The following is a 21574-nucleotide window of genomic DNA, read 5'->3' as shown; positions in this document are numbered from 1 at the left end:
CGGGCTCGGATGACCGCTAATATGCCCGCCCATGACTGACGACGTGCGCAACATCGTGCTGGGTGTCATAGCCGCCGGACTCAGCGCCTCCCTGGGCTGGCTCGCCCGTACCTACCTGTGGCGGCGCAGACTCCGCCGCAAGCAGGCATTCTTCGGACTGCCCGGGAACTCCGAGTGCGTGCTCGTGGTGAATCGTGAGGCCGGCGGCGACGGCGCCGTCCACCGCCACGACGTCTTCGCCCTGCTCGAGCTCTCGGCGCTGATCAAGGACTGCCAGGCCCATGCGCAGATCGTGTCCCACGACGGGACGCAGCAAGGGTTCGGTGAGCGTACGGAGTTCTGTGTCGGCGGTCCGGTGTCGAACCGGCGGATGGCCGCTCACCTGCAGTCCCTGCTGCCCGGCGTGAAGATCAATACGGACCCCGAGCCCGGTCCGGACCGCGCCGCCTTCCAGGTGGGCTCGGAGCGCTACCGCCTGGAGTCCGGCGTCGCCGAGCACGTCCTGCTCGCACGGCTGACGGGTGGTCAGGACGCGCGTCCCGTCTTCCTGTTCTGCGGACAGCGCGCCATCACCAACCAGGCGGCATCGCGCTACCTCGCCCGCAACTACGAGAAGCTGCAGCGCAAGCACCGCAACAACAGCTTCGTCCTGCTGCTGAAGGTGGTCAACACCCATGCGTACGGACCCGATGTGGTCGAGGTCATCGGCGATGTGACACGCGCCGCGCAGGCCCCGCTGCCCGCCGCGCCCCCTGCCTCGCACCGGGCGGCCGGCTGAGCCCTGCCGCCGGGCGTTCGTCGGCACTCGTCGTCATGCGATTGTCACGTCCGTACCCCGCTCCGCGGACCACCGGCCCCTCGGCGCCGAGCCGCACGCCACGGTCACCGGAACGAAGGAGAGCGGCACCCCCGTCGCCTCCTCCGCGACGTGGGCCCGCTCGGCCTCGGCATGCTGTTCGGCAACGCCCCCTATAGGTTCCACGGACGGACACCGGCCCGCCCTGATGACCGACACCCTCGATCCGCTCCGCGTCGAGCACGATCCGACCGGCACACAGCTGACCTTCCCCCCGCCCGGCGCGGAACCGGGGCCTGTCCCGGTTCCGCTTGCGCGAGGAGTGATCACCGGCTGCTGCCGGGCGGGCACTGCCCTTTCCGGTCCGCCCCGTGGGGCGGCTGTCGGTTACTTCGCGCCCGGCAGGAGCGTCCCTGGTTCGGCGGGGGTCACGCCCGCCGACCTGGTCTTCGGGTTGCGCCTCTCCCGTCTGGCCACCCAGGTGGCGAACCAGGAGAGCAGCATGCACATCCCGATGTAGATGGGCGAGATCACCATCACCACGGGGATGAAGGGGAGGCCGTAGTCGAGGTTCGAGGCGATCAGCTTGCCCGCGTGGAGGAACTCCTCGTAGGTGATCAGATAGCCGAGCGAGGTGTCCTTCAGGGCCACCACCAGCTGACTGATGATGGTGGGCAGCATGGCACGCACGGCCTGCGGGGCCAGGACGAAGGTGGTGACCTGCGTCTTGCGCATGCCGAGGGCGTACCCCGCCTCCCGCTGGCCCCGGTCGACCGAGTTGATCCCGGTACGGAAGACCTCGGCGAGCACGGAGCCGTTGTAGAGCGTCAGTCCGGCCACCAGCGCGGGCAGCGGCTGCACCTTCAGCGCGACGAAGATGAAGAAGATCATCACCAGGACGGGCATGGCCCGGAAGAACTCGACCAGCAACGTCGAGATCCAGCGCACCGGGCGGTGCACCGACAGCCGCCCGACGGCGAGCACGGCCCCGAGCGCCAGGGAGAGCACCGCCGCGTACGCGAACGCCTTGAGGGTGTTGCCGAGCCCGCGGAGCAGCAGCTCCTGGATGCCCTTGTAGGTGAAGGGCGCCCACTTCTCGCTGGTGAACTGGTCCGTGTCGAAGAGCAGGTACAGGACCCAGCCGACCAGCGCCAGGATCACGATCGTCGAGATGATCCCGTAGGTGAAGTGTCTCTTGCGGGTGACCGGCCCCGGAATGTCGTAGAGCGCGGTCGCGGAGACGGTGGAGTGGGTCATCGGGCGACTCCCCAGCGCTTCTCCATGACGTTGAAGAGCGCACTGATGGTCAGGGTGATGATCAGATATCCGACGGCGATCCAGACGAAGGTCCAGATGATGCTGTAGCCGAGTTCGTTGAGGGGCTTGTACGTACCGAGCAGCTCGGTGACGCTGAACGCTCCGGCGATCGCCGAGTTCTTGGCGAGGGCGATGAGCGTCGATCCGATCGGCGGGATCACCGAGCGGAAAGCCTGCGGCAGTACGACGTTGCCCAGCGTCTGGCCGAAGGACATACCGAGGCTGCGGGACGCCTCGCCCTGTCCCGTGTCCACGGTGTTGATGCCGGAGCGCAGCACCTCGCAGATGAAGGCCGAGGTGTAGCAGCCGAGGGCGAGGACCGCGAAGACCTCGAAGGGCAGCACCAGCCCGAAGCGCGGCAGCCCCAGCAGGACGGCGAAGAAGAGCAGCGTCAGCGGGGTGTTGCGGAGCACCGCCACCCAGACGGTGCCGATCACCCGGAGCGAGCCGACGGGCGCGACCCGGAAGGACGCCATGAGGAAGCCGAGCACGAGCGCCAGGATCGAGGCGTAGACGGTGAGCTCCACGGTGCCGAGGAAGCCGTCACCGTAGAGGGAGAAGTTCTCTGTGAGTACATCCATGGTGGCCGGCCCCTCAGTTCGCCGGATAGCTGTCGATGGGCGGGGGTGTCGGCGCGGGCACCCCGGACAGGCCCAGCGTGGCCTCGAACGCCTTCTTCCAGTTGCCGTTCTTCTCGTTCTCTTCGAGGGCGTCGTTGAGGGCGAAGCGCAGCGCGTTGTCGCTGCGCGGGACGCCGATGCCGTAGGGCTCCTCGGAGAAGGGCTTGCCGACGACCTTCATCTCGTCCGGGGCCTTGGCCGCGAAGCCCAGCAGGATGGCGTCATCGGTGGTGACGACGTCGACCTGGTAGGTCAGGAGGTTGTCGACGCAGATCGAGTACGTGTCGTAGGCGACGAGGTCCGCCTTCGGGTAGTCGGCGGCGATGCGCTGGTACGGGGTGGATCCGGCGGCCGAGCAGACGGTCTTGCCCGCCAGGTCCTGCGGCCCGTTGATGTCGTTCTCGTCGGTGCGCACCAGCAGCCCCTGCCCGGCCATGTAGTACGGCCCTGCGAAGCCGACGAGCTTCTTGCGCATGTCGTTGATCGTGTAGGTGCCGACGTAGTAGTCGATCTGCCCGTTCTGGAGTGCCGTCTCACGGTTGGCGGAAGCGATGGTCCGGAAGCGGATCGTGTCCGGTTCGAACCCGAGGGACGCTGCCATCATGCGGGCGATCTCGATGTCGAAGCCGGAGTAGATGCCGGTGGCCGGATCCTTCTCGCCGAGATAGGGCTGGTCCTCCTTGGCGCCGACGACCAGGTATCCACGCTTCTTGGCCTTCGTCCAGGTCTCCGACTCGGGCAGCTCGAATTCCTTGTCGACCGTGTACTGGGGCAGCGCCCCGGCCTTCGGCCCCTTGACGGGTGGGCTGCCCTCCCGGCCGCAGCCGGCGACGAGCACGGCGAGCAGGAAGCAGGCCAGCGCGGTCGCGATTCTTCTCGTACGCAACACGGTGCCCCCTGTCAGTGCTTGAGGATCTTGGACAGGAAGTCCTTGGCGCGGTCGCTCTCCGGGGCGGTGAAGAAGTCCTCCGGTGTGCGGTCCTCGATGATGCAGCCTTCGGACATGAACACCACGCGGTTGGCCGCGGACCGGGCGAACCCCATCTCGTGCGTGACGACCACCATGGTCATGCCCTCCCGGGCGAGCTGCTGCATGACCTCGAGCACCTCGTTGATCATTTCCGGGTCGAGCGCCGAGGTGGGCTCGTCGAAGAGGAGCGCCTTGGGGTCCATCGCCAGCGCGCGGGCGATGGCCACGCGCTGCTGCTGGCCGCCGGAGAGCTGGGCGGGGAGCTTGTCGGCCTGCGAGGCGAGCCCGACCCGCTCCAGCAGTTCGCGGGACCGCTGGTCGGCCTCGTCCTTCTTGCGCTTGCGGACCTTGATCTGGGCGAGCGAGACGTTGTCCAGCACGGTCTTGTGCGCGAACAGGTTGAACGACTGGAAGACCATGCCGACTTCGGCCCTGAGCTGAGCGAGCCCCTTCCCCTCCTCGGGAAGGGGTGTCCCGTCGATGGCGATATAGCCGGACTCGATCGTCTCGAGTCTGTTGATGGTCCGGCAGAGCGTTGATTTGCCTGATCCGGAGGGGCCGATGACCACCACCACCTCCCCGCGGCCGACGGTGAGATTGATGCTCTGCAGAACGTGCAACTCTCCGAAGTACTTGTGTACGTCCCGCAGCTCGATCAACGGATCGACGGCCATACGCTGCCCTACCCACTTATCGCTGTGTCGAGGTCAGCGCAAACTATCCAGGCCCGCAACGGACTTCTCGCCCGACACGCACCAATAGCGCATAAGGCTGCTTATCGCGCTTTGGGGTCCGGACCGGTCTCGGCCGACTCCGCGTACATCTCGGAGAGCTCGGGGCTGCCCGACATCGCCCAGTCCAGACCTGCCGCGACGACGTCGATCTCCCGGCCCGAGACCAGGCGCACGACGGGCCGGCCGCCGGCCAGGATGTCCCACACCGCTCCGGGGACGGTGCGCACGAGAACGGTGCCGAGGTACAGGCCCGCGTCGTTGCCGAGCCAGGGAAGCTCCTCCGGGTCGTCGCGCCACAGCGGCGGGAGCTGGTCGAGCGCGGACAACGAGGCGGGGCTGTCGTCGAGTTCGAGTCCGGCCTGCCCTGCCCGGGCACGCAAGAGCTCGCATTCTGCGAACAGTTCGGCGATGCCGTCAGGATCGGTTCGGACGGCAGCCGCGAGAGCCACCCCCTGCGTACCGCCCTGACGCTTACGCCAGTTGTCCAGGAAAGGGATGTTCATACCACTAGGATCCCACCTCAGGCCTGTTGCACACCGCAGGGCGCGCGACTGTTCCAGATTCGGGACCGGGGACGGGTTGCCCTGGGCAACCTCCATAAGCTGCGGACATGACATCGCAGAACTATCTCTTGGAACTCTTCTCCCTGGACGGCCGGGTCGCCGTGGTGACCGGCGGCAGTTCCGGCATCGGCCGTGCGATCACCGGGGCGCTCGCACACGCGGGTGCGAGTGTCGTGGTCGTGGCGCGCAGGGAGACGGAGTTGAAGCGGACCGCCGACGAGCTCACGGCCGACGGCTGCCGGGCCGCGTGGGTGAGCGCGGATCTGGGGACGAGCGAGGGTGTGCGCACGGCGGGCGAGGAGGCGGCGGCCGTGTTCGGCGAGCCGGACATCCTCGTCAACTGCGCGGGAATCAATCTGCGGCCGCCGATGGACGAGCTCGACGAGGACGTGTGGGACACCACGATGGCGGTGAACCTCAAGGCTCCCCACCTGCTGGGCCGGCGGTACGGACCGGGCATGGCGGAGCGGGGTTACGGGCGGATCATCCACATCACGTCACAGCAGGCGCACCGGGCGTTCGTGCAGAGCGGGGCCTACGGGGTCTCCAAGGGTGCGCTGGAGTCGCTCGCCCGCTCGGAGGCCGAGGCCTGGTCCCCGCGCGGCGTCACGTCCAACACCCTGGTGCCCGGCTTCGTCATGACGCCGCTCAACCAGCGGCTGTCGTCCGATCCCGGAAAGGTGGCGGCACTGGCCGCCCGCACGATGGTCGGCCGCAACGGCCTGGCCGAGGACTTCGCCGGCGCCGCGGTGTTCCTGGCGAGCGCGGCCTCGTCGTACGTCACCGGGCAGTCGATCTTCGTGGACGGCGGATTCTCCGTCCACTGACCGGGTCGGGAACGCGCGATGCCGCCCCCGGCGGGGCGGCATCGAGGCGTACGGGCGCCCGAGATCGAAGTCGGCGACGGAGACAAGATGCTGGGCCGCTGCACCACAGCCCGGCCTGAGCCGGACCGCCAGGATTCGAACCTGGGTCCTCTTTTTTGCAGAAAGAAGTATCCGTTGCCTGCGCACCGGGCGCTCGATGACCTCACCCTAGCTGTCGGCACCCCCGGCCGCCGCTCCCTTTTCCCCGGCGGCGGGCTCCGCGACGACGGCCGCCGTGGCCGCCTCCTTGTCGATGCCCAGCCCTGTGAGTACGCCCGAGCCGCCCTCGAACTCCAGCAGGGCGAGCAGGATGTGCTCCGTCCCCACGTAGTCGTGGCCCAGTCGCAGCGCCTCCCGGAACGTCAGCTCCAGCACCTTGCGCGCTCCCGCGTCGTACGGGATCAGTTCGGGGACCTCGTCTGCCGCGGCCGGCAGGGCGAGGGCTGCGGCCTCGCGGACCGCGGCCGGTGACACGCCCTGACCCGTGATCACCCGGGCGGCGAGGGTGTCGGGGTCTCCGAGGAGCCCGAGGATCAGGTGCTCGGTGCGTACCTCGTCGTTGCGGGCCGCGTGGGCCTCGTTGTGCGCGCCCACGGCGACGTTCCGGGCCTGCTCGGTGAACCGCCCGAATCCCTGACTCGGATCCAGGTCCGCCGTCTCGTCGGGCTTCTTGGCCACGAACCTCTTCTGGGCGGCCTGCCGGGTGACGCCCATGCTCCGGCCGATGTCCGTCCACGAGGCGCCCGAGCGCCGTGCCTGGTCGACGAAGTGGCCGATGAGGTGGTCGGCGATCTCGCCGAGGTGATCCGCGGCGACGACTGCTCCGGTGAGCTGCTCCAGTGCGTCGGTGTGGGTCTTCTTGATCGCCTCGATGAGGTCGTCGAGACGGATGGGCGGGTTGGGCCCGAGCGGCTTCGTCATGGGGCAACCCTAGGTTGACAGTGCGGGGGTGTCAACCGACAGTTGACACCTGTGGACCCTTGCCCCTGCCGCCGCCACGCGGTTGGCTGAGTTCGATCAACGGACGTGAACGGAAGGGCACTCGATGACCGGGGACCGCGACGGCATGGTTGTCTACTGGCGGCCCGGCTGCCCGTACTGCATGAAACTGCGGCTGCGGCTGCGCTTCTCGGGGCTGACATACACCGAGGTGAACATCTGGAGGGACCCGGAGGCCGCCGCCTTCGTGCGCTCGGTCGCGAACGGCAACGAGACCGTGCCGACGGTCCGGGTGGCGGGGCACGCGATGGTGAACCCGTCCAAGCGCGAGGTGGTGCGAGCCGTCACCGAACACGCCCCGCACCTGCTGCCCACGAAGGGGCGCTGACCAGCCGCCCCCTCAGAAAAGGCCCTCCTGGTTCACGGGAGCGGCCGGGCGCCGGTCGGTTCGTGCGGCGCGCGGCGCGGCCTTCTCCACCCCGAACAGCGGCGGCGTACCGCACTCGGCAGGCTCGGCCGGGATGACGACGGGGCCCGTGCCCACGTCCAGCAGGAGGGGGGCGTCGGGATCGAAATCCGCGGGGGTCATGGCCGTCCAGTCGCGGCCCTCGCGTGCGTTCACCGGACTCTCCCGCCCGGCGCTCAGAGGTCGAGGTCCACGACCACCGGGGCGTGATCGGACGCGCCCTTCCCCTTGCGCTCCTCACGGTCGACGTAGCTGTCCTTGACGGCCGCCGTGAACGGGGCGTTGCCGTAGACGAGGTCGATGCGCATGCCCCTGTTCTTCGGGAAGCGCAGCTCGCGGTAGTCCCAGAAGGTGTACGGGCGGTCGTACTTGAGCGGTCGGGGCATCACGTCCGACAGCCCTTCTTCGCGGAGCGTGGCCAGCGCGGCGCGCTCGGCGGGAGTCACATGGGTGGCCCCCTCGAAGAGTGCCGGGTCCCAGACGTCCTCGTCCGTCGGCGCGACGTTGAAGTCGCCGAGGACGGCGAACGGCAGTGCCCCCGCGGCGTCCGCGGCGACCGCCTTCTGCAGGGCCTCGAACCAGCGCAGCTTGTACGCGTAGTGATCGTGCTCGACCTCGCGGCCGTTGGGGACATAGACCGACCAGACCCGGACCGGACCGCACGTCGCGGAGATGGCCCTCGGCTCCAGCACACCCTCGTAGGCGGGCCCGTCGGGCAGGCCGGTCACGACATCCTGGAGGCCCACCCGGGAGACCAGCGCCACCCCGTTCCACCGGCCCGTGGCGTTCACGGCGGACTCGTAGCCCAGTTCGCGCAGCGCTTCGGCCGGGAACTGCTCAGCCGTGCACTTGGTCTCCTGGATGCACAGCACGTCCGTGCCGGTGCTCTCCAGCCAGGCCAGCAGCCTCGGGAGCCGGGCGGTGATCGAATTGACGTTCCAGGTGGCAATGCGCATGCAGTAAACCTATCCGCTCCCACTGACAGTCGTCCCGCGGTCCGCTCCCGGCGGGTCAGAGCCGGGTCGTGTCCCCCGGAGTCAGCCGGTCGTGATCGGCTCCGCCCAGTCCACCGATCTGCCTGTCGTAGATCGGGCGGGCGAGATCGGTGAGCAGGGCGTCATGGATGTCGATCGCACGCCGCGGCTTCACCTCACGTACGTAGTCGATGACCTCCGAGATCTTGTTCCACGGGGCCATCACCGGCAGCATCAGCGTGTCCACGGGGTGGTCCGGCACCGTCAGGGCGTCGCCCGGGTGGAAGACCGAACCACCCACCAGGAAACCGATGTTGGTGATCCTCGGAATGTCCGGGTGGATCACCGCGTGCAGTTCGCCGTGCACCTGCACGTCGAACCCGGCGGCGGAGAACGTGTCGCCGTGGCCGACCGTGTGGACGCGCCCGGGGAACGCGGCGGAGAGCTGCCCGGCCACGCTGCGCAGGGTCCACACCTGCGCTGCCGGATTGGACTCCAGCCCCGCCCGCACCCGGGCCTCGTCGAAGTGGTCCGGGTGCTCGTGCGTCACCAGGATCGCGTCGGCGCCGACGGCGGCGTCGTCCTCCGAGAAGCCGCCGGGGTCGATGACGAGCGCCTGGCCGTTCCGCTCCAGCCGGATGCAGGAGTGCGTGTTCTTCGTGAGGGTGAGAGACAGTGCGTTCATACCCACATCCTGCTACGCGGGCGGTGTGGTTTCCTCCTGGATCACGGACTGCGCGATGGCAAATGCGGCACCCGCTGCCGGGATGCCGCAGTAGACGGCCGTCTGCAGCAGCACCTCCTTGATCTCGACGGGGGTAAGTCCGTTGCGCAGCGCGGCCCTTACGTGCTGCGCAAGGCTGCCCAGATGTCCGGAGGCGACCACCGCGGTGAGCGTGACGCAGCTGCGTGCCCGGCGGTCGAGGCCCTCACGGGCCCAGACCTCGCCCCAGGCGTAGCGGGTGACGAGCTCTTCGAAGTCGTCGGTGAAGGTGTCCGACGCGGCCGTGACGGCGTCCACGTGGGCGTCACCGAGGACTTCGCGCCGGACCTTCATCCCGCTGTCGTACCGGTCCCGCCGGCCCGTGGTGGCCTCCTCGGGTGTGACGGCAGCGGATCCGATCTCCGCGACGGGCACCACGGGCACGAACGGAGCGACGAGCCCCGGGGCGGCCGGTACCGGGATCGAGGCCAGAGTGTCCTGCCAGGTTGTGGAGAAGTGCATGAGGAGCAGATCGGTCACGGCGCCGGGCTGCTCGACAGGGGCCAGGTGGGAGGCTCCGGGGACGAGGGCGAGCCGGGCGTCCGGGATGCCGGCGACGAGGGTGCGGGCCTCCGCGGGTCCGGTGACCTTGTCCTCGGCACCGACCAGGACGAGGGTCGGGACGCCGATTCGAGGGAGTTCCGTACGGATGTCGAAGGCGGCCAGGGCCTCGCAGGACGCGATGTAGCAGCCGGGGTCGGTGGTGCGCACCATCTGGACGGCCCACTCGACGATGGCAGGCTGGGCGGCGGCGAAGTGGGAGGTGAACCAGCGTTCCGGGGCAGTGCGGGCGATCGGCTCCAGACCGTTGCTGCGGACGATCACGCCACGCTGCCGGAATTCGTCGGCGGTGCCGAAACGGGGCGAGGCGGCGACCAGCGCGAGCGAGGCCACCCGGTGCGGATGGCGCAGCGCGAGGTCGGCGCCCACGGCGCCTCCGATGGAACAGCCTGCGTATCCGAAGCGCTGGACGCCGACGCTGTCCAGCGTGGCGAGCAGACGGTCCGCGAGGTCGGTCACGGCCACCGCGGGATGAGCGGGGGCTCCGCCGTGCCCCGGCAGGTCGTACCTGAAGATTCTCCAGTGCTTCGAGAGCTCGGGTATCTGGCGGTCCCACATGTGCCATGTGGTACCGAGGGAGGGTCCGAGCACCAGCACGGGTGCGTCCTCTGGGCCGTCTACCTGGTATTTCAGGGTCATTGTCTCTGTCTCGCTCACCCTCCCACGCTCCCACGTCTCACAGACGCCCCCAAAACGGGGGGCCGGTGCATGCGCCCTGACCGGGTTGACGACCTTCCCGGAGCATGCCGCTCACGGCATTCGGATCGTCACGCGCCATGTCGTGCGATCCTGGGTGGGCGTGCGGCGTACGCCTGGGTACGAGGACGCGTCCTGGCACGCCGCGCGAGCGTCGGACGATTCGAGATCAGCCCACACGGGGGTGGTTCCTTCGTCCTGGGCGGCGGCCCTCACGCCCCAGACGGACAGCGAGGTCCCTGCCCATGACCGAACTCCTTGCCGCGCGCCGGTGAACGGCCCTTCGCCGGAGCCCGGAAGCGCTCTCGATGTCGCACGGGTATGGGATGCGCGCGCCGACCTCTACCTTCAGCTCTTCCGGCACGAATGGGACAGCAAGCCCTACGACCGGACGGTCCTGGCGGAGTTCGCCGGGCGGGTCGGCGAAGGAGGCAGGGTCTGGGACGTCGGCTGTGGTCCCTGCGGCCAGGTGACGGCGATGCTTGCCGAGTACGGGCTCGACGTGCTGGGCATCGATCTGTCGCCGCGCTGCATCGAGTTGGCCCGCCGTGAGAAGCCCGGGTGTCGGTTCGAGGTGAGGGACCAGCAGGACGCCGGGCCGGCCGTGAAAGGGGATCTGCTCGACGGACTGGTCTCGTACTACTCACTCCACGACCGGCCCAAAAGGGAGTTGCCCAGCACGTTGGCCGCGTGGAGTGCGGCGATCTGCCCGGGCGGCCAGCTCCTGATAGTGGCGAAGGAAGGGACCCGTGACGGCGCCGTGAAAGATCCGCTGGGCACCGAACACCTGGTGTATTGGGCCGATTTCACCGAAGCGGAACTCCGCCGCGCAGTAGGGTCCGCCGCGTTCCACGTTGACGACATCACCGTACGGGAGGCGTACGCCGGGGAGATCCGCACGCGCCGGATCTATCTTTCGGCGTCACGCCTCGCTCGGCTGTGAGCAGTCGGTCGCCCGCGTGGCCGACGCACACGTGGCAAGGGGACGCCTCCCGCACGCCGGCACGTTCGATCTCGTGAAGATGACGCACCGGCGTGCCCCGGTGCGGCTTTCGCCGTCCCACGGATCCGCGAAGAGAGGTCGCGTAGGACCAGGACCGGACCTGTGCGTCCGTCGCAGCCAGTCGCAGGGTTTCCATGGGAACGGCCGGTGTCCGGCCGGGCGGTCGCCCCTGGCGGGAGACTGCCCGGCCGGACTGTGCTGCTCCGGACCGAGATGGTTGCCGATGCGGTTACCGAACGTCGTGGGCGCGGGTGATGGTCTGGGTGACCGCGTTGCCGTTGGCGTCGGTGAGGGTGACCTTCATCGTGACCTGCTTGCCGGCGGCGCCGGTGTGGTCGAGGACCGCCGTCCACCTGCCGTGCCGCTTCTGGGTCGGCGCCTGGGTCCAGGTGGTGCCGTCGTAGGAGTAGGACAGCGAGGCCGCGGTGATCGCGCCCGGGGTGTACCCGGCATGGCCCTCGGCCGACAGCCCGATCTCGATGCCGCTCTGCGCCGGCAGGGTGTTCAGGCCGTCCACCGGCACGTCGTACGCAGGGAAGAGGATCGGCAGGCCGCGCGAGTAGACGCCCGGCTCCCGGTGGGAACGGAAGCTCCACGAGGTGACGACAGCGGAGGAACGCAGCCAGTTCCGGTCCGAGGACGGGATCTTCTCCAGGTACTGGGTGAGTTCGTACGCGGAGTCCTCGTCCGGCACCCGGAACACGTCGGCCGGATACATGCTGGTGTCGAACGGCTCACCGTTGCGCTTCAGCTCCATTCTGCCGAGGTCCCCGAACGACCCGCCGTAGGACCAGTGGTCGCCGGATCCGTCGAGCCAGAGCGCCGTCTGGATGCCGATCAGGTCGCCCTGCCGTTCGGCGACCAGCGCCGGCTTGCCGTCGGCGTCGCGTGGGGCGGCCGGCCGCAGGGGGCCGCCGTACCACTCCTCGGCGCTCCGCTGTCCGGCCCGGTAGGTGCGCTCCTGGTCGCTCAGGAACGCGGCGAACGGGAAGCTGCTCATCGCGCTGTGGAACCAGGCGTCGCTGCCGGTCGTGTAGTACGCGGTGCGGGTGCCGGGCACGTGGACCGCGCCGAACGGGCTCACGGGTATGTAGTCGCTACCGCCACCTGCGGGCCGGACGAACATCGCGTCGATGTAGTCGGCCTCCTTGCCCATGGCGTGCCACGTTTCGGTGACCCGGGCCAGCTTGGAGTTCCTGGGCTTGTAGACCTGCTCGGAGTGCAGCGGGCCCGAGGTCGGGAACGACAGGTTGTAGACGTAGGGCGAGCCGCCTTCGGAGCCGGTCGCACGCCAGGTGGGCCGGAACTCGAAGTCGCCGTTCACGGCTCGTCCGTCGATGTCCGCGTAGAACTTCTGGACGGTGTTGCCGGCCATGAGCGATCCGGAGAGCTGCCAGGTGTCGTCCCACGAGCGGCTGTAGCTGAAGGTGGTGTTGTTCACCGTCGAGGGGCGGTCGGTGTCCAGGCTGAGGCGGTGGGCCTTGCGCGCGTCGAGGACGACGGTGGTGTCACGGGTGATCCGCAGTTGCGGGCTCGCGAGGTAGCTGACCGACTCGGGCACGTTGTCCGCGTCGTAGGTCCCCACGAAGCTGCTGAGGGAGTAGTCGCCCGGGCGTACCCGGTACAGCTGATCGGTCGCACCCGCGTTGCTGCGGCGCTCGCCCGTGTTGACGTCGAGGCTGACGAGGTCCAGGGAGGACGGGCCCGCCGCGGGCTTGCCGTTGCGGTCGATGACCTTGACCCGGAGCGTGACCGTCTCCGGCTCGACGTAGAGCGTGAAAGGTACGGAGACGTGCGCGTCCCCGCCGGTGGCCAGGATCCGGCCGGTGACCGCACCGTACTGGGCGTCCTCCAGACGGGCGGTGGGGTCGATCCGCAGCGGCACCTGAGCGGTGGCCCCCGCAGGGACCCTCACCATGCCGTCCGCCAGCTTGACGATGCCGGAGCGGACGTTGCTGCCGTCGTTGCCGTGCACACCGCTGACCTTCAGGCTCAGGGTGAGGTCGCTGCCGCCGGTGTTGGTGAAGGGCACCTGCACGGTGGTGCGGTCCGAGGCGTCCTGCGGCCAGTTGAAGCTGCCGGCCTGTACGGCGGGCGCGGAGAGCACCTTCTGGTTGACGGTGCCGAAGACGTCGAGGACCCCGGCGCCGGTCTGGTCGGCGCCCGCGACCTTGCCACCGGTGCGGGCGGACGAGACGAGGGCGGCCTTGATCTGTTGCGCGGTCCAGTCCGGATGGGCCTGGCGGACGACGGCCGCGGCGCCCGCGACGTGCGGGGTGGCCATCGAGGTGCCGGACATCGTCCGGTACGCGTAGACGCCGCGGCCGCCCGCGGCTGCCGCGGAGATGTCGACGCCGGGGGCGGAGAGCTCGGGCTTGAGGGTGTGGGTGACGGCCACCGGACCGCGGCTGGAGAACGGCGCGGTGGTGTCGTCGCGGTCCACGGCGCCGACCGTCAGCACGTCGGGCACGCAGCCGGGCGAGGAGACGGTCTCGGCGTTCGGGCCCGCGTTGCCGGCGGCGACGACGAACAGCGTGTGGGTGCTCTTCGAGAGCTCCTTCGTGGCCTGGGCCATCGGGTCGGAGCAGTCTCCGATCGCCGGGTTGCCCAGGCTCATGGAGACGACGTCGGCCTTCCGGTCGACGGCCCACTGCATGCCCGCGATGATCCAGGAGTCCAGGCCGTAGCCCTGGTCGTTGAGGACCTTGCCGATGAGCAGGGAGGTACCGGGAGCGACTCCCTTGTTGCGGCCGTCGTCGGCCGCTCCGGACCCGCCGACCGTGGAGGCGGTGTGGGTGCCGTGCCCCACCCGGTCGTCGGTGGTCTGGGAGTCCGTGAAGTTCTTGGACTCGGCGACCCGGCTCACCAGGTCCGGGTGCTCGGCGTCCACACCCGTGTCGAGCACGGCGACCTTGGTCCGCTTGCCGTCGTAGCCGGCGTTCCAGGCCTCCGGCGCGTGCACCTGCGCGGTGGACCGGTCGAGCGTCGCCTCGACCTTGCCGTCCAGCCACAGCTTCTTCAGCGTGGAGCCGGAGCGTGAGCGGGTGTTGGTGATGTCCTGCCAGAAGGTGGCGGCAGTGTCCTTGCCTGCCTTGAGCGCGACGCCGTCCACAGCGGGAAGGCTCAGGCCCCGCTCGGAACCGCGCGGCGCAGCCGGCGCGCTCTCGGCGACGTTCACACTGTTCCGGTAGGTGGCGATGAGCGGCAGCGTGTCGCTGTGCGCGTCGTCGTATCCCTGGCGGATGAGCCCGGTGACGTTGAACAGCTGCTCGTCGACCCTGCCTTCGGCGATCGCCAGGGAGGCGTCCTCGGGATAGACGTAGAGGTCCTTGCCCATCTGATACGTCTGGACCATCGGCTGCGTGCCGTCCTCGCGGGGCAGCACGGCCGCCGAGCTGTGGCCCGACGCGTCCGTCGTCACCAGCACCTTGTCGCCGGTGACGAGCGTGACCGACAGCTGCTTGCCGCCCGCAGCCGCGGCTTTGCTGCCGATGACGGGTCTCTTCCCCGGGGCGCCGCCGGGCGGTGCATCCGCCGCCCCGGACGGTGCGACCGCAGTGACGGTCAGGACGACGGCGGTCGCCGCACCCAAGGCTGTATGCGTTATGGAACGCATGAATCTCCCCACTCGATACCGTGAACATGCCGTGCTGACGCCGCAGCCTGGCAGACCTGCGGAGGGGATGGGGACGCACGGCTTGACGGGTTTCCCGCATGTCGGATTTCCGTCATGCGGTCACATCCTTCGACTCTGTGTGGCAGCGCACACCGGCCGCGTCCGTCAGGCCGGGTTCGCGGGCAATGGGCTCGCAGGTTTCGTCATCGTGGCCCCACCGGTGCCATGCCGTGCCTCATCCCGGGCTGTCGAGAACCGAACGGGGACGCGGCGGTACACCTGCCGGCATGCTCCCGAGGGTGACCACCGGCAGCGGAGGCCACGCGGCCCTCGGAAGGATGCGAAGGCGCAGGTCAAAGCCAGCCCGCGCGCGCGGCATGCCACCCGAGCTGCAGGCGCGAATCCGCTCCTGCGAGGACCATCAGGCGGCGGGTCCGTCGCTCCACGGTGCGTATCGAAAGGCCGAGTTGGGAGGCCGCCCGCCGGTCGGAGATCCCTGCCAGCAGCAGGGCGAGGACCTCGAGCTCCTTCTCGGTCGGCTGCTGATCGGGGGCCACCTCCGCGTGCAGACCCGCGGTGGTGGAGTACAGCGGCCGGGCCTGGACCCATTCCTTCTCGAAGAGATGGACCAGGGCCGCCAGCAGGCCACTACGGTGCACCACGATCGCACTCGGTTCGCCGCCGGAGTCCGCCAGGTCCAAGGGCACCATGGCGCGCTCCCTGTCCGACACGAGCATCTTCAGCGGCAGCGAGTCGGCCACGCGAAGCTCGATGCCCGCCGTGATGCCCGCACGCACGTCCCGTGTCACGTCGGGGTCGTCGAGATAGTCCTTGGTGGCCACGATCCGGAAGTCGACGCCGCGGTCCACGGCGGAACTCTCCGACATGTCGGTGTCCTCGCGCGGCACCGCGGTGGGCTCGCCGACGAGGAAACTCAGCAACTCCCTCTGTGCGCCGAGCTGCAGCTGGTGGAACCGGTGCGCAACCTGCTCCACACCGACGACCACCTCCACAACACCGCCGGCGGGGTGTGCGGCGGTACTGCGGTACTGCTCGGTCAGCATCGAGAACGCCGCCTCGGCCCGCTGCAGAGCGTTGCGCTGTTCGACCAGGATCGGGGCCAGGGCCACCGAGGGGGGCGTGAGCCGGAAGCGGGCAGGCCGGAAGTCGGTGGAGTCGGGCGCCCCCGCCTCGGTGGCGGTCGCCACCAGGCCGCGTGCCGCCAGGTCGAGCAGGATGCGCGTGGTCTCGGACTTCTCAAGTCCGCTCTGCCGGGCAAGGTCCTGCGCGGAGGCTGTCGGGCGGGCCAGCAGTGCCGTGTACACGGCCTCTTCGGCCTGGTTCAGCCCCAATGCCTGCAGCATCCAGCTCCCCCTCGGGCGGTTGCCCTGTCTGACCTCGGCGCGGCTCGGGATTCTTCTCGGCCGGACCTTATCTCACCGTCAGGATGTCGACATTGCTGCCGCGTACGGGACGCCCCGCTCGGGACCGTCGGCCCGCTGCGACCGACGCGGCGGCCAACGTCTACCCGCGCGAGATCGAGGAGACGTTGAGCGACGGGCTCCCCAAGGGGGCCACGGGCAAGATCCTCAAGCGCGACATCGTCGTCCCGCACCAGGCGTACGAGGGCTGAACCAACGGCCCGGAACGGCCGGTGAGCGGCCGGCCCGCTCCCCTGTCAGGGGGTCGCCGCAGACACGACGTAGACGACCGGGGCGGCCGGGTCCGTCATGTTGACGGTGATGTCCTGCGTGGGGCGCGGGTCCTTGTTCTTGTGGACGGTCCCCGCCCAGTCGACGCCCGGCCCGAAGTACCAGCCGGTGATCTTGACATCGCGTTCGGCGATGGTGACCTTGCCGGTCTCCAGCGCCGCGCGCCCGGTCCCGACGCCGCTCAGGAACCGGTCGAGCCCTGCGGATGTCGTACGGAACTTCACGTACATCCGGCTGGCCTTCCAGTTGTTCGTCTCGTAGTACTGGACCCCGATCGCATTGCCGGGGATCGGCAACTCGAAGATCCGGCGCTGCATGCCGGACGGCCAGCTCTCGCGCAGTCCCTGCGCGGCGGCCTCGGCCTCCTTGTCCTTGCCCGAGCGCCGGCTCTGCCCGGCGGAGATCACCAGGTAGCCGGCCGGGATGCCGATCAGCAGCACGATGATGGTCAGAGTGATCAGCCGTCGGCGGATCACCCTGCGCCGGTCCGGCGGAGGAGTCCCCTCGCCCCCGGAGCCCGAGGAACCGGAAGAAGGGGACTGGCGCGGCACGGCGCGGTGCTCGGCTGCGGTCATGGTCGGTGGTCCCTCGAAGCTACGGTGCGGAGTTGCGGAGTACGGGTGGCGTGCCGCTGATCAGTCGGCGGTGCGGGTGCTCCGCGAGTTACGGATGGTGCTCGCCGCCTGGTCGTAGAACTGCGCGTACCGCTCGTACCGCTCGACGCGCCGGCGGTTGGTCCGGCGGAATCTGCGGGCGACCAGGCGTGCCAGGTCCGCGGCGCCGACCATACCCGCCTCCGGGCCGAGCTGGGCCTTCGCGATCCGGGCCTCGGGGCGGTAGCCGCGGCCGGTGAGGTGGCGTTTGAAGGCGTCCCTGGCCGGGCCGATCAGGAGGTCGTCGGCCGCGCTCACACCACCCCCGATGACGAAGCAGGACGGGTCCAGCGCGGCGGCGAGATTGGCGATGCCGACACCCAGCCACTGGCCGATGTCCTGGAGGAGCTCGACGCACATCGCGTCGCCCTCGCGGGCCAGTTCGGTGATGAGCGGCCCGGTGATGTCGGGGATGTTGCCCTTGACCCGTTCGATGATGCCGTGCGCCACCGGGGAGTCCGCAGCGGCCAGTTCCCTGGCCTCGCGCACCAGGGCGTTGCCCGAGCTGTACTGCTCCCAGCAGCCGCGGTTCCCGCACGGGCAGCGGTGCCCGCCGGGCACCACCTGCATGTGCCCGAACTCACCCGCGACGCCGTACTTGCCGCGCTTGACGTGCCCGTCCTCCAGGATCGCGCCGCCGATGCCGGTGCCGAGCGTGATCATGACCAGATGGTCCTCGCCGCGGCCGGCGCCGAAGCGCCATTCCGCCCAGGCGGCCGTGTTGGCGTCGTTGTCGACCATGACGGGGACCACGAGGCGGGAGGCGATGGCGTCCCGGAGGGGTTCGTCGCGCCAGGCCAGGTGCGGGGCGAACAGCACCTTGGAACGGTCGGCGTCGACCCAGCCCGCCGCGCCGATGCCGACGGCGTGGACGTCGTGCCGGTCGGAGAGGTCCAGGACCAGTTCGACGATGGTGTCCTCGACGACCTTGGGGCTCTTGGACTTGTCCGGCGTCTCGGTACGCAGGGTCTCCAGGATGTTGCCGTCGGCGTCGACGACGCCGGCCATCACCTTCGTACCCCCGATGTCGATGCCGACGGTGGGGACACGGGGCGCTGTGAGGTGCGAGCGCCGCTCCCGGGTTCCTACGGTCCGCAGGACGGTGGCGCGGGCGGAGCCGCGGTGTGCGAAGTCGCGGTACGTGCTCATCGTCCCTGCGCAGGTCGGGGGGCCGGCTGGTCGTTCCTCCGGCGGCGGACGGTGCCCGCCGTGCTCGATTCTGCCATTCCCGCGCCCCCGTGACCGGTGGACGGCCCGGGGGCGGGAAACATCAGGGGCCTCTACGGGGTGTCGTCGCCGGCCGGACGGCCGCCGATGTGGTCCGGCGCGGGGGCCCGCTCGAGCTCGTGGCTGAGCTCCTCGAGCTCGCTCCCACCGGCCATCTGGCGGGTCAGCTCGTCGAGCGTGACGCTGTCCCGGGTGTGGCTGCCGGACATCGCGCCGCGCTTGAGCAGGACGAAACGGTCGCCCACGAGGTAGGCGTGGTGCGGGTTGTGCGTGATGAGAACCACGCCGAGCCCGGCGTCCCGGGCGGCCGCGACGTACTTCAGCACGACGCCGGACTGCTTGACGCCGAGCGCCGCGGTGGGCTCGTCCAGGACGAGGACCTTGGCGCCGAAGTACACGGCGCGGGCGATGGCCACGCACTGGCGCTCACCGCCGGACAGGGTGCCGATCGGCTGGTCGACGTCCCGCAGGTCGATGCCCATGCGCAGCAGTTCCGCGCGGGTCGTCGTGCGCATCAGCTCCACGTCGAGGCGCTTGAACGGGCCTGCCCCCTTCGTCGGCTCCGAGCCGAGGAAGAAGTTGCGCCAGACCGGCATCAGCGGGACGACGGCGAGGTCCTGGTAGACGGTGGCGATGCCCCGGTCCAGTGCGTCGCGCGGGTTGGCGAGCGTGGTCTCCTCGCCGTCGATCAGGAACGTCCCGGAGTCGTGCCGGTGCAGTCCCGCGATGATCTTGATGAGGGTGGACTTGCCTGCGCCGTTGTCCCCGAGGACGCAGGAGATCTCGCCCGCGTGGACCTCCAGCGAGACGTTCTCCAAGGCCTTGATGTTGCCGTAGAACTTGCTGACGTGCTCGAGCGCGACGAGCGCCCGGCCCTGGGCCGTGTCCCGGGGAGCCGGATCCTGGGGGGCCGTCATTTCGTCGCCTCCGCGCGCTTGCGTACCCATGCGTTGAGCAGGGTGGCCAGGAGCAGCATCGCTCCCAGGAAGAACTTGAACCAGTCGGGGTTCCATTCCGCGTACACGATGCCCTTGCTGGTCATGCCGAAGATGATCGCGCCGACCGCGGATCCGATCGCGGACCCGTAGCCGCCGGTGATCAGGCAGCCGCCGATGACGGCCGCGATGATGTAGGTCAGTTCGTTGCCGACGCCCTCGCCCGACTGCACCACGTCGTAGGAGAACAGCAGGTGCTGTCCGGAGACCCAGGCGGCGAAGGCGACACCGAGGTAGAGCCCGACCTTCGTACGGATCACCGGCACGCCGACGGCCCGCGCGGCGTCGGACTCGCCGCCGACGGCGAAGATCCAGTTCCCGAAGCGGGTGCGGAGCAGGATCCAGGTGGCGACGGCGACGATCACCACCCACCACAGGATGGTGACCTTGAGCTCGATGTCGCCGATCGTCAGGTGGGAGGCGAAGACCTTGCGGGCCGATTCGAAGCCCTCCATGTCGCCGATCGCCTTGGTCGACACGGTGCCGCTGATCAGCTTGGTGAAGCCGAGGTTGAGGCCGGTCAGCATGAGGAACGTGCCGAGCGTGATGATGAAGCTGGGCAGTTTGGTGCGGGTCAGCATGAAGCCGTTGAACGCACCGAAGCACAGGGTGACCAGCAGCGACACGAAGACGCCGACCCAGACGTTGGCCGTCATCTGGTAGCTGAACATCGACGAGATCAGCGCGGAGCTGGTCACCATCACACCGGCGGAGAGGTCGAACTCGCCGCCGATCATCAGGAGCGCCACCGGCGCCGCCATGATCCCGATGGTGGACGCCGCGTACAGCACCGTGCCGAAGCTGGACATCTGCAGGAAGTTGTCGGCGACGATCGCGAAGAAGAGGAAGACGGCCACGGCGCCGACGACGGAGCCGAGCTCGGGACGGCCGAGGAGCCTGCGCAGCGGTGAGGTGCGCAGCAGCCGTTCGTCGGTCTTCTCCGGGGCCACCGGTTGCCCGGTCGCTGTCATCGGGTCCCCCGCTTCGTGTACTCGGCGAGCTCGTCGGCGTCGTCGGCGGTGATGATCTGCGGCCCGGTCAGGACGGGCAGGCCTCCGCCGAGCACGTTGCGGTTGTAGCGGTAGAGCCAGAGCAGGTCGACGGCCTCGTACCCCTGGAGGTAGGGCTGCTGGTCGACGGCGAAGCCGAGGGTCTTGTTCTGCAGGCCGGTGGCGACGCTTGCGTTCAGGTCGAAGGTGTCGATCTCGGCCTTGCTGCCCGCGGTCTGCTTCGCCTTGACCGCGGCCGCGGCGAACGGGGCGCCGAGGGTGACGACCGCGTCGATGCTCTTGTCGGCCTCGAGCTTCGCCTCGATGGAGGCCTGGACGTCGGGCATGTTGGTGCCGTCCACGTACAGGTTCTGCATCGTGCCGTCGAAGCTCTCCTTCGCTCCGCCGCACCGCTGCTCGTGGCCGACGTTGCCCTGTTCGTGCAGGACGCAGAGCGCCTTCTTGCGGCCCCGCTCGTCGAGCTCGTCGCCGACGGCCTCGCCCGCGATGGCCTCGTCCTGGCCGATGTGGGTCAGGGCGCCGAAGGCCTTGGACTCGGCGGAGCCGGAGTTCACCGTGATCACGGGGATGCCGGCCTTGGTTGCCTTGGCGACGACGGCCTTCATCGCGTCGGGCTTGGCCAGCGAGACGATCAGTCCGTCGACGCCCTTGTCGATCGCGGTCTGGACGAGCTGGGCCTGCTGCTGCGCCTCGTCGTTGTGCGAGTAGAGGAAGTTGATGTTGTCCTTGACGGCCGCCTGCTCGGCACCCTTCTGGACGATGTCCCAGAAGGTGTCGCCGTCGCCCGAGTGGGTGACCATGGCGAAGGTCCAGCGGGGCGTGTTCACCGCGGACCGGCCCTCCGCGGCCTCCTTGGCCGCGCGCTCCTCCGCCCGCTTGCCACCGGTGCTGCTGCATCCCATGAGGGAGGCTCCCAGGACCGCTGCCAGCACGGCACCCATCGCACGTACCCCTGTCCGAACCCTTGCCACGACGCCGTGCCCTTCTTGTGCTGCTCGCTGTGCTGCCTGGTGGAGCCGGGGAGAGTGGACTCCCGGCCCGGCCGCACAAGTATCCCCGAGCCGGTGCCGCCGTCGCTCGGCAGGGGCTCGGC

At 69.4% G+C, this 21574-nt stretch carries 22 protein-coding genes, 1 tRNA gene and 1 pseudogene; 6 read left to right on the top strand and 18 right to left on the bottom strand.

Going from position 1 to position 21574, the window contains the following annotated elements:
- Window positions 1–31: 31 nt before the first annotated feature.
- Both ABZS61_RS17340 and ABZS61_RS17335 read left to right on the top strand, forming a co-directional pair.
- Window positions 32–778 (top strand): hypothetical protein, encoded by a 747-nt coding sequence (locus tag ABZS61_RS17340; RefSeq protein WP_356421050.1) that lies wholly within the window; start codon window positions 32–34, stop codon window positions 776–778.
- A gap of 88 nt (window positions 779–866) precedes the next feature.
- Window positions 867–1109: pseudogene (locus ABZS61_RS17335) on the top strand (acyl esterase); the annotation flags it as partial.
- Between the two features lie 74 nt (window positions 1110–1183).
- Here the strand turns inward: ABZS61_RS17335 and ABZS61_RS17330 are convergent.
- The 5 genes from ABZS61_RS17330 to ABZS61_RS17310 all read right to left on the bottom strand — a co-directional run bounded on the left by ABZS61_RS17330 (window position 1184) and on the right by ABZS61_RS17310 (window position 4940).
- The gene (locus ABZS61_RS17330) at window positions 1184–2053 is read right to left on the bottom strand and encodes an amino acid ABC transporter permease (RefSeq protein ID WP_356421047.1); all 870 of its coding nucleotides are present in this window, start codon (window positions 2051–2053) and stop codon (window positions 1184–1186) included.
- A complete protein-coding gene (locus tag ABZS61_RS17325; RefSeq protein WP_356421044.1) occupies window positions 2050–2694 on the bottom strand; it encodes an amino acid ABC transporter permease in 645 nt (214 codons plus the stop codon). The genes ABZS61_RS17330 and ABZS61_RS17325 overlap by 4 nt, the downstream gene beginning before the upstream one ends.
- A 13-nt stretch (window positions 2695–2707) precedes the next feature.
- On the bottom strand, window positions 2708–3619 hold the full coding sequence (locus tag ABZS61_RS17320) for a glutamate ABC transporter substrate-binding protein (protein WP_356421041.1): 912 nt from the start codon (window positions 3617–3619) through the stop codon (window positions 2708–2710).
- Between the two features lie 14 nt (window positions 3620–3633).
- Entirely contained in the window at window positions 3634–4377 is a 744-nt protein-coding gene (locus ABZS61_RS17315) for an amino acid ABC transporter ATP-binding protein (RefSeq protein ID WP_356421038.1), read from the bottom strand.
- Window positions 4378–4478: 101 nt separating this feature from the next.
- Window positions 4479–4940 (bottom strand): DUF6278 family protein, encoded by a 462-nt coding sequence (locus ABZS61_RS17310; protein ID WP_356421035.1) that lies wholly within the window; start codon window positions 4938–4940, stop codon window positions 4479–4481.
- Between the two features lie 107 nt (window positions 4941–5047).
- Between ABZS61_RS17310 and ABZS61_RS17305 the strand changes: the two genes are divergently transcribed.
- On the top strand, window positions 5048–5827 hold the full coding sequence (locus ABZS61_RS17305) for an SDR family oxidoreductase (RefSeq protein ID WP_356421032.1): 780 nt from the start codon (window positions 5048–5050) through the stop codon (window positions 5825–5827).
- 118 nt (window positions 5828–5945) lie between these two features.
- Here the strand turns inward: ABZS61_RS17305 and ABZS61_RS17300 are convergent.
- Window positions 5946–6055: transfer RNA gene (locus tag ABZS61_RS17300), tRNA-Cys, on the bottom strand.
- Window positions 6035–6787 (bottom strand): Clp protease N-terminal domain-containing protein, encoded by a 753-nt coding sequence (locus ABZS61_RS17295; protein WP_356421029.1) that lies wholly within the window; start codon window positions 6785–6787, stop codon window positions 6035–6037. The genes ABZS61_RS17300 and ABZS61_RS17295 overlap by 21 nt, the downstream gene beginning before the upstream one ends.
- A 124-nt stretch (window positions 6788–6911) precedes the next feature.
- Between ABZS61_RS17295 and ABZS61_RS17290 the strand changes: the two genes are divergently transcribed.
- Complete coding sequence (locus tag ABZS61_RS17290) at window positions 6912–7193, top strand: mycoredoxin (RefSeq protein ID WP_356421026.1); 282 nt, start codon at window positions 6912–6914, stop codon at window positions 7191–7193.
- 12 nt (window positions 7194–7205) lie between these two features.
- On the opposite strand, the gene ABZS61_RS17285 is transcribed toward ABZS61_RS17290, so the two are convergent.
- The 4 genes from ABZS61_RS17285 to ABZS61_RS17270 are packed head-to-tail and all read right to left on the bottom strand — an operon-like array spanning window position 7206 to window position 10226.
- Window positions 7206–7427 carry a hypothetical protein gene (locus tag ABZS61_RS17285; RefSeq protein ID WP_356421023.1) on the bottom strand — a complete coding sequence of 74 codons (222 nt, stop codon included), beginning with the start codon at window positions 7425–7427 and terminating at the stop codon, window positions 7206–7208.
- A 20-nt stretch (window positions 7428–7447) separates the two neighbouring features.
- Window positions 7448–8227, bottom strand: coding sequence for an exodeoxyribonuclease III (locus tag ABZS61_RS17280; protein ID WP_356421020.1), 780 nt, complete (start codon window positions 8225–8227; stop codon window positions 7448–7450).
- Between the two features lie 55 nt (window positions 8228–8282).
- Entirely contained in the window at window positions 8283–8930 is a 648-nt protein-coding gene (locus ABZS61_RS17275) for an MBL fold metallo-hydrolase (protein ID WP_356421017.1), read from the bottom strand.
- Window positions 8931–8942: 12 nt separating this feature from the next.
- On the bottom strand, window positions 8943–10226 hold the full coding sequence (locus ABZS61_RS17270; RefSeq protein ID WP_356421014.1) for an alpha/beta fold hydrolase: 1284 nt from the start codon (window positions 10224–10226) through the stop codon (window positions 8943–8945).
- A 310-nt stretch (window positions 10227–10536) separates the two neighbouring features.
- Here ABZS61_RS17270 and ABZS61_RS17265 point away from each other — a divergent pair, with 310 nt between their 5' ends.
- The gene (locus ABZS61_RS17265; RefSeq protein WP_356421011.1) at window positions 10537–11208 is read left to right on the top strand and encodes a class I SAM-dependent methyltransferase; all 672 of its coding nucleotides are present in this window, start codon (window positions 10537–10539) and stop codon (window positions 11206–11208) included.
- A gap of 289 nt (window positions 11209–11497) precedes the next feature.
- On the opposite strand, the gene ABZS61_RS17260 is transcribed toward ABZS61_RS17265, so the two are convergent.
- Window positions 11498–14884, bottom strand: coding sequence for a S8 family serine peptidase (locus tag ABZS61_RS17260; protein WP_356421008.1), 3387 nt, complete (start codon window positions 14882–14884; stop codon window positions 11498–11500).
- A gap of 353 nt (window positions 14885–15237) precedes the next feature.
- A complete protein-coding gene (locus tag ABZS61_RS17255) occupies window positions 15238–16248 on the bottom strand; it encodes a helix-turn-helix domain-containing protein (protein WP_356421005.1) in 1011 nt (336 codons plus the stop codon).
- 83 nt (window positions 16249–16331) lie between these two features.
- Here ABZS61_RS17255 and ABZS61_RS17250 point away from each other — a divergent pair, with 83 nt between their 5' ends.
- Window positions 16332–16517, top strand: coding sequence for a hypothetical protein (locus tag ABZS61_RS17250; RefSeq protein ID WP_356421002.1), 186 nt, complete (start codon window positions 16332–16334; stop codon window positions 16515–16517).
- A gap of 45 nt (window positions 16518–16562) precedes the next feature.
- Here the strand turns inward: ABZS61_RS17250 and ABZS61_RS17245 are convergent, their stop codons facing one another.
- The 5 genes from ABZS61_RS17245 to ABZS61_RS17225 form a co-directional block, all read right to left on the bottom strand.
- The gene (locus ABZS61_RS17245) at window positions 16563–17171 is read right to left on the bottom strand and encodes a hypothetical protein (RefSeq protein ID WP_356420999.1); all 609 of its coding nucleotides are present in this window, start codon (window positions 17169–17171) and stop codon (window positions 16563–16565) included.
- Between the two features lie 60 nt (window positions 17172–17231).
- Complete coding sequence (locus tag ABZS61_RS17240) at window positions 17232–18398, bottom strand: ROK family glucokinase (protein ID WP_356420996.1); 1167 nt, start codon at window positions 18396–18398, stop codon at window positions 17232–17234.
- A 131-nt stretch (window positions 18399–18529) separates the two neighbouring features.
- Complete coding sequence (locus ABZS61_RS17235; protein WP_356420993.1) at window positions 18530–19393, bottom strand: ATP-binding cassette domain-containing protein; 864 nt, start codon at window positions 19391–19393, stop codon at window positions 18530–18532.
- Window positions 19390–20442 carry an ABC transporter permease gene (locus ABZS61_RS17230; RefSeq protein ID WP_356420990.1) on the bottom strand — a complete coding sequence of 351 codons (1053 nt, stop codon included), beginning with the start codon at window positions 20440–20442 and terminating at the stop codon, window positions 19390–19392. The genes ABZS61_RS17235 and ABZS61_RS17230 overlap by 4 nt, the downstream gene beginning before the upstream one ends.
- Window positions 20439–21422: a sugar ABC transporter substrate-binding protein gene (locus ABZS61_RS17225; protein WP_356420986.1), complete on the bottom strand. Its 984-nt coding sequence runs from the start codon at window positions 21420–21422 to the stop codon at window positions 20439–20441. The genes ABZS61_RS17230 and ABZS61_RS17225 overlap by 4 nt, the downstream gene beginning before the upstream one ends.
- Window positions 21423–21574: the final 152 nt, after the last annotated feature.

Origin of the sequence: Streptomyces sp. NPDC005566 (assembly GCF_040605575.1) — a bacterium.
Taxonomy (GTDB): domain Bacteria; phylum Actinomycetota; class Actinomycetes; order Streptomycetales; family Streptomycetaceae; genus Streptomyces.
The sequence above is the reverse complement of the archived record's forward strand: the minus strand, read 5'-3'. Positions and strand labels throughout refer to the sequence as shown.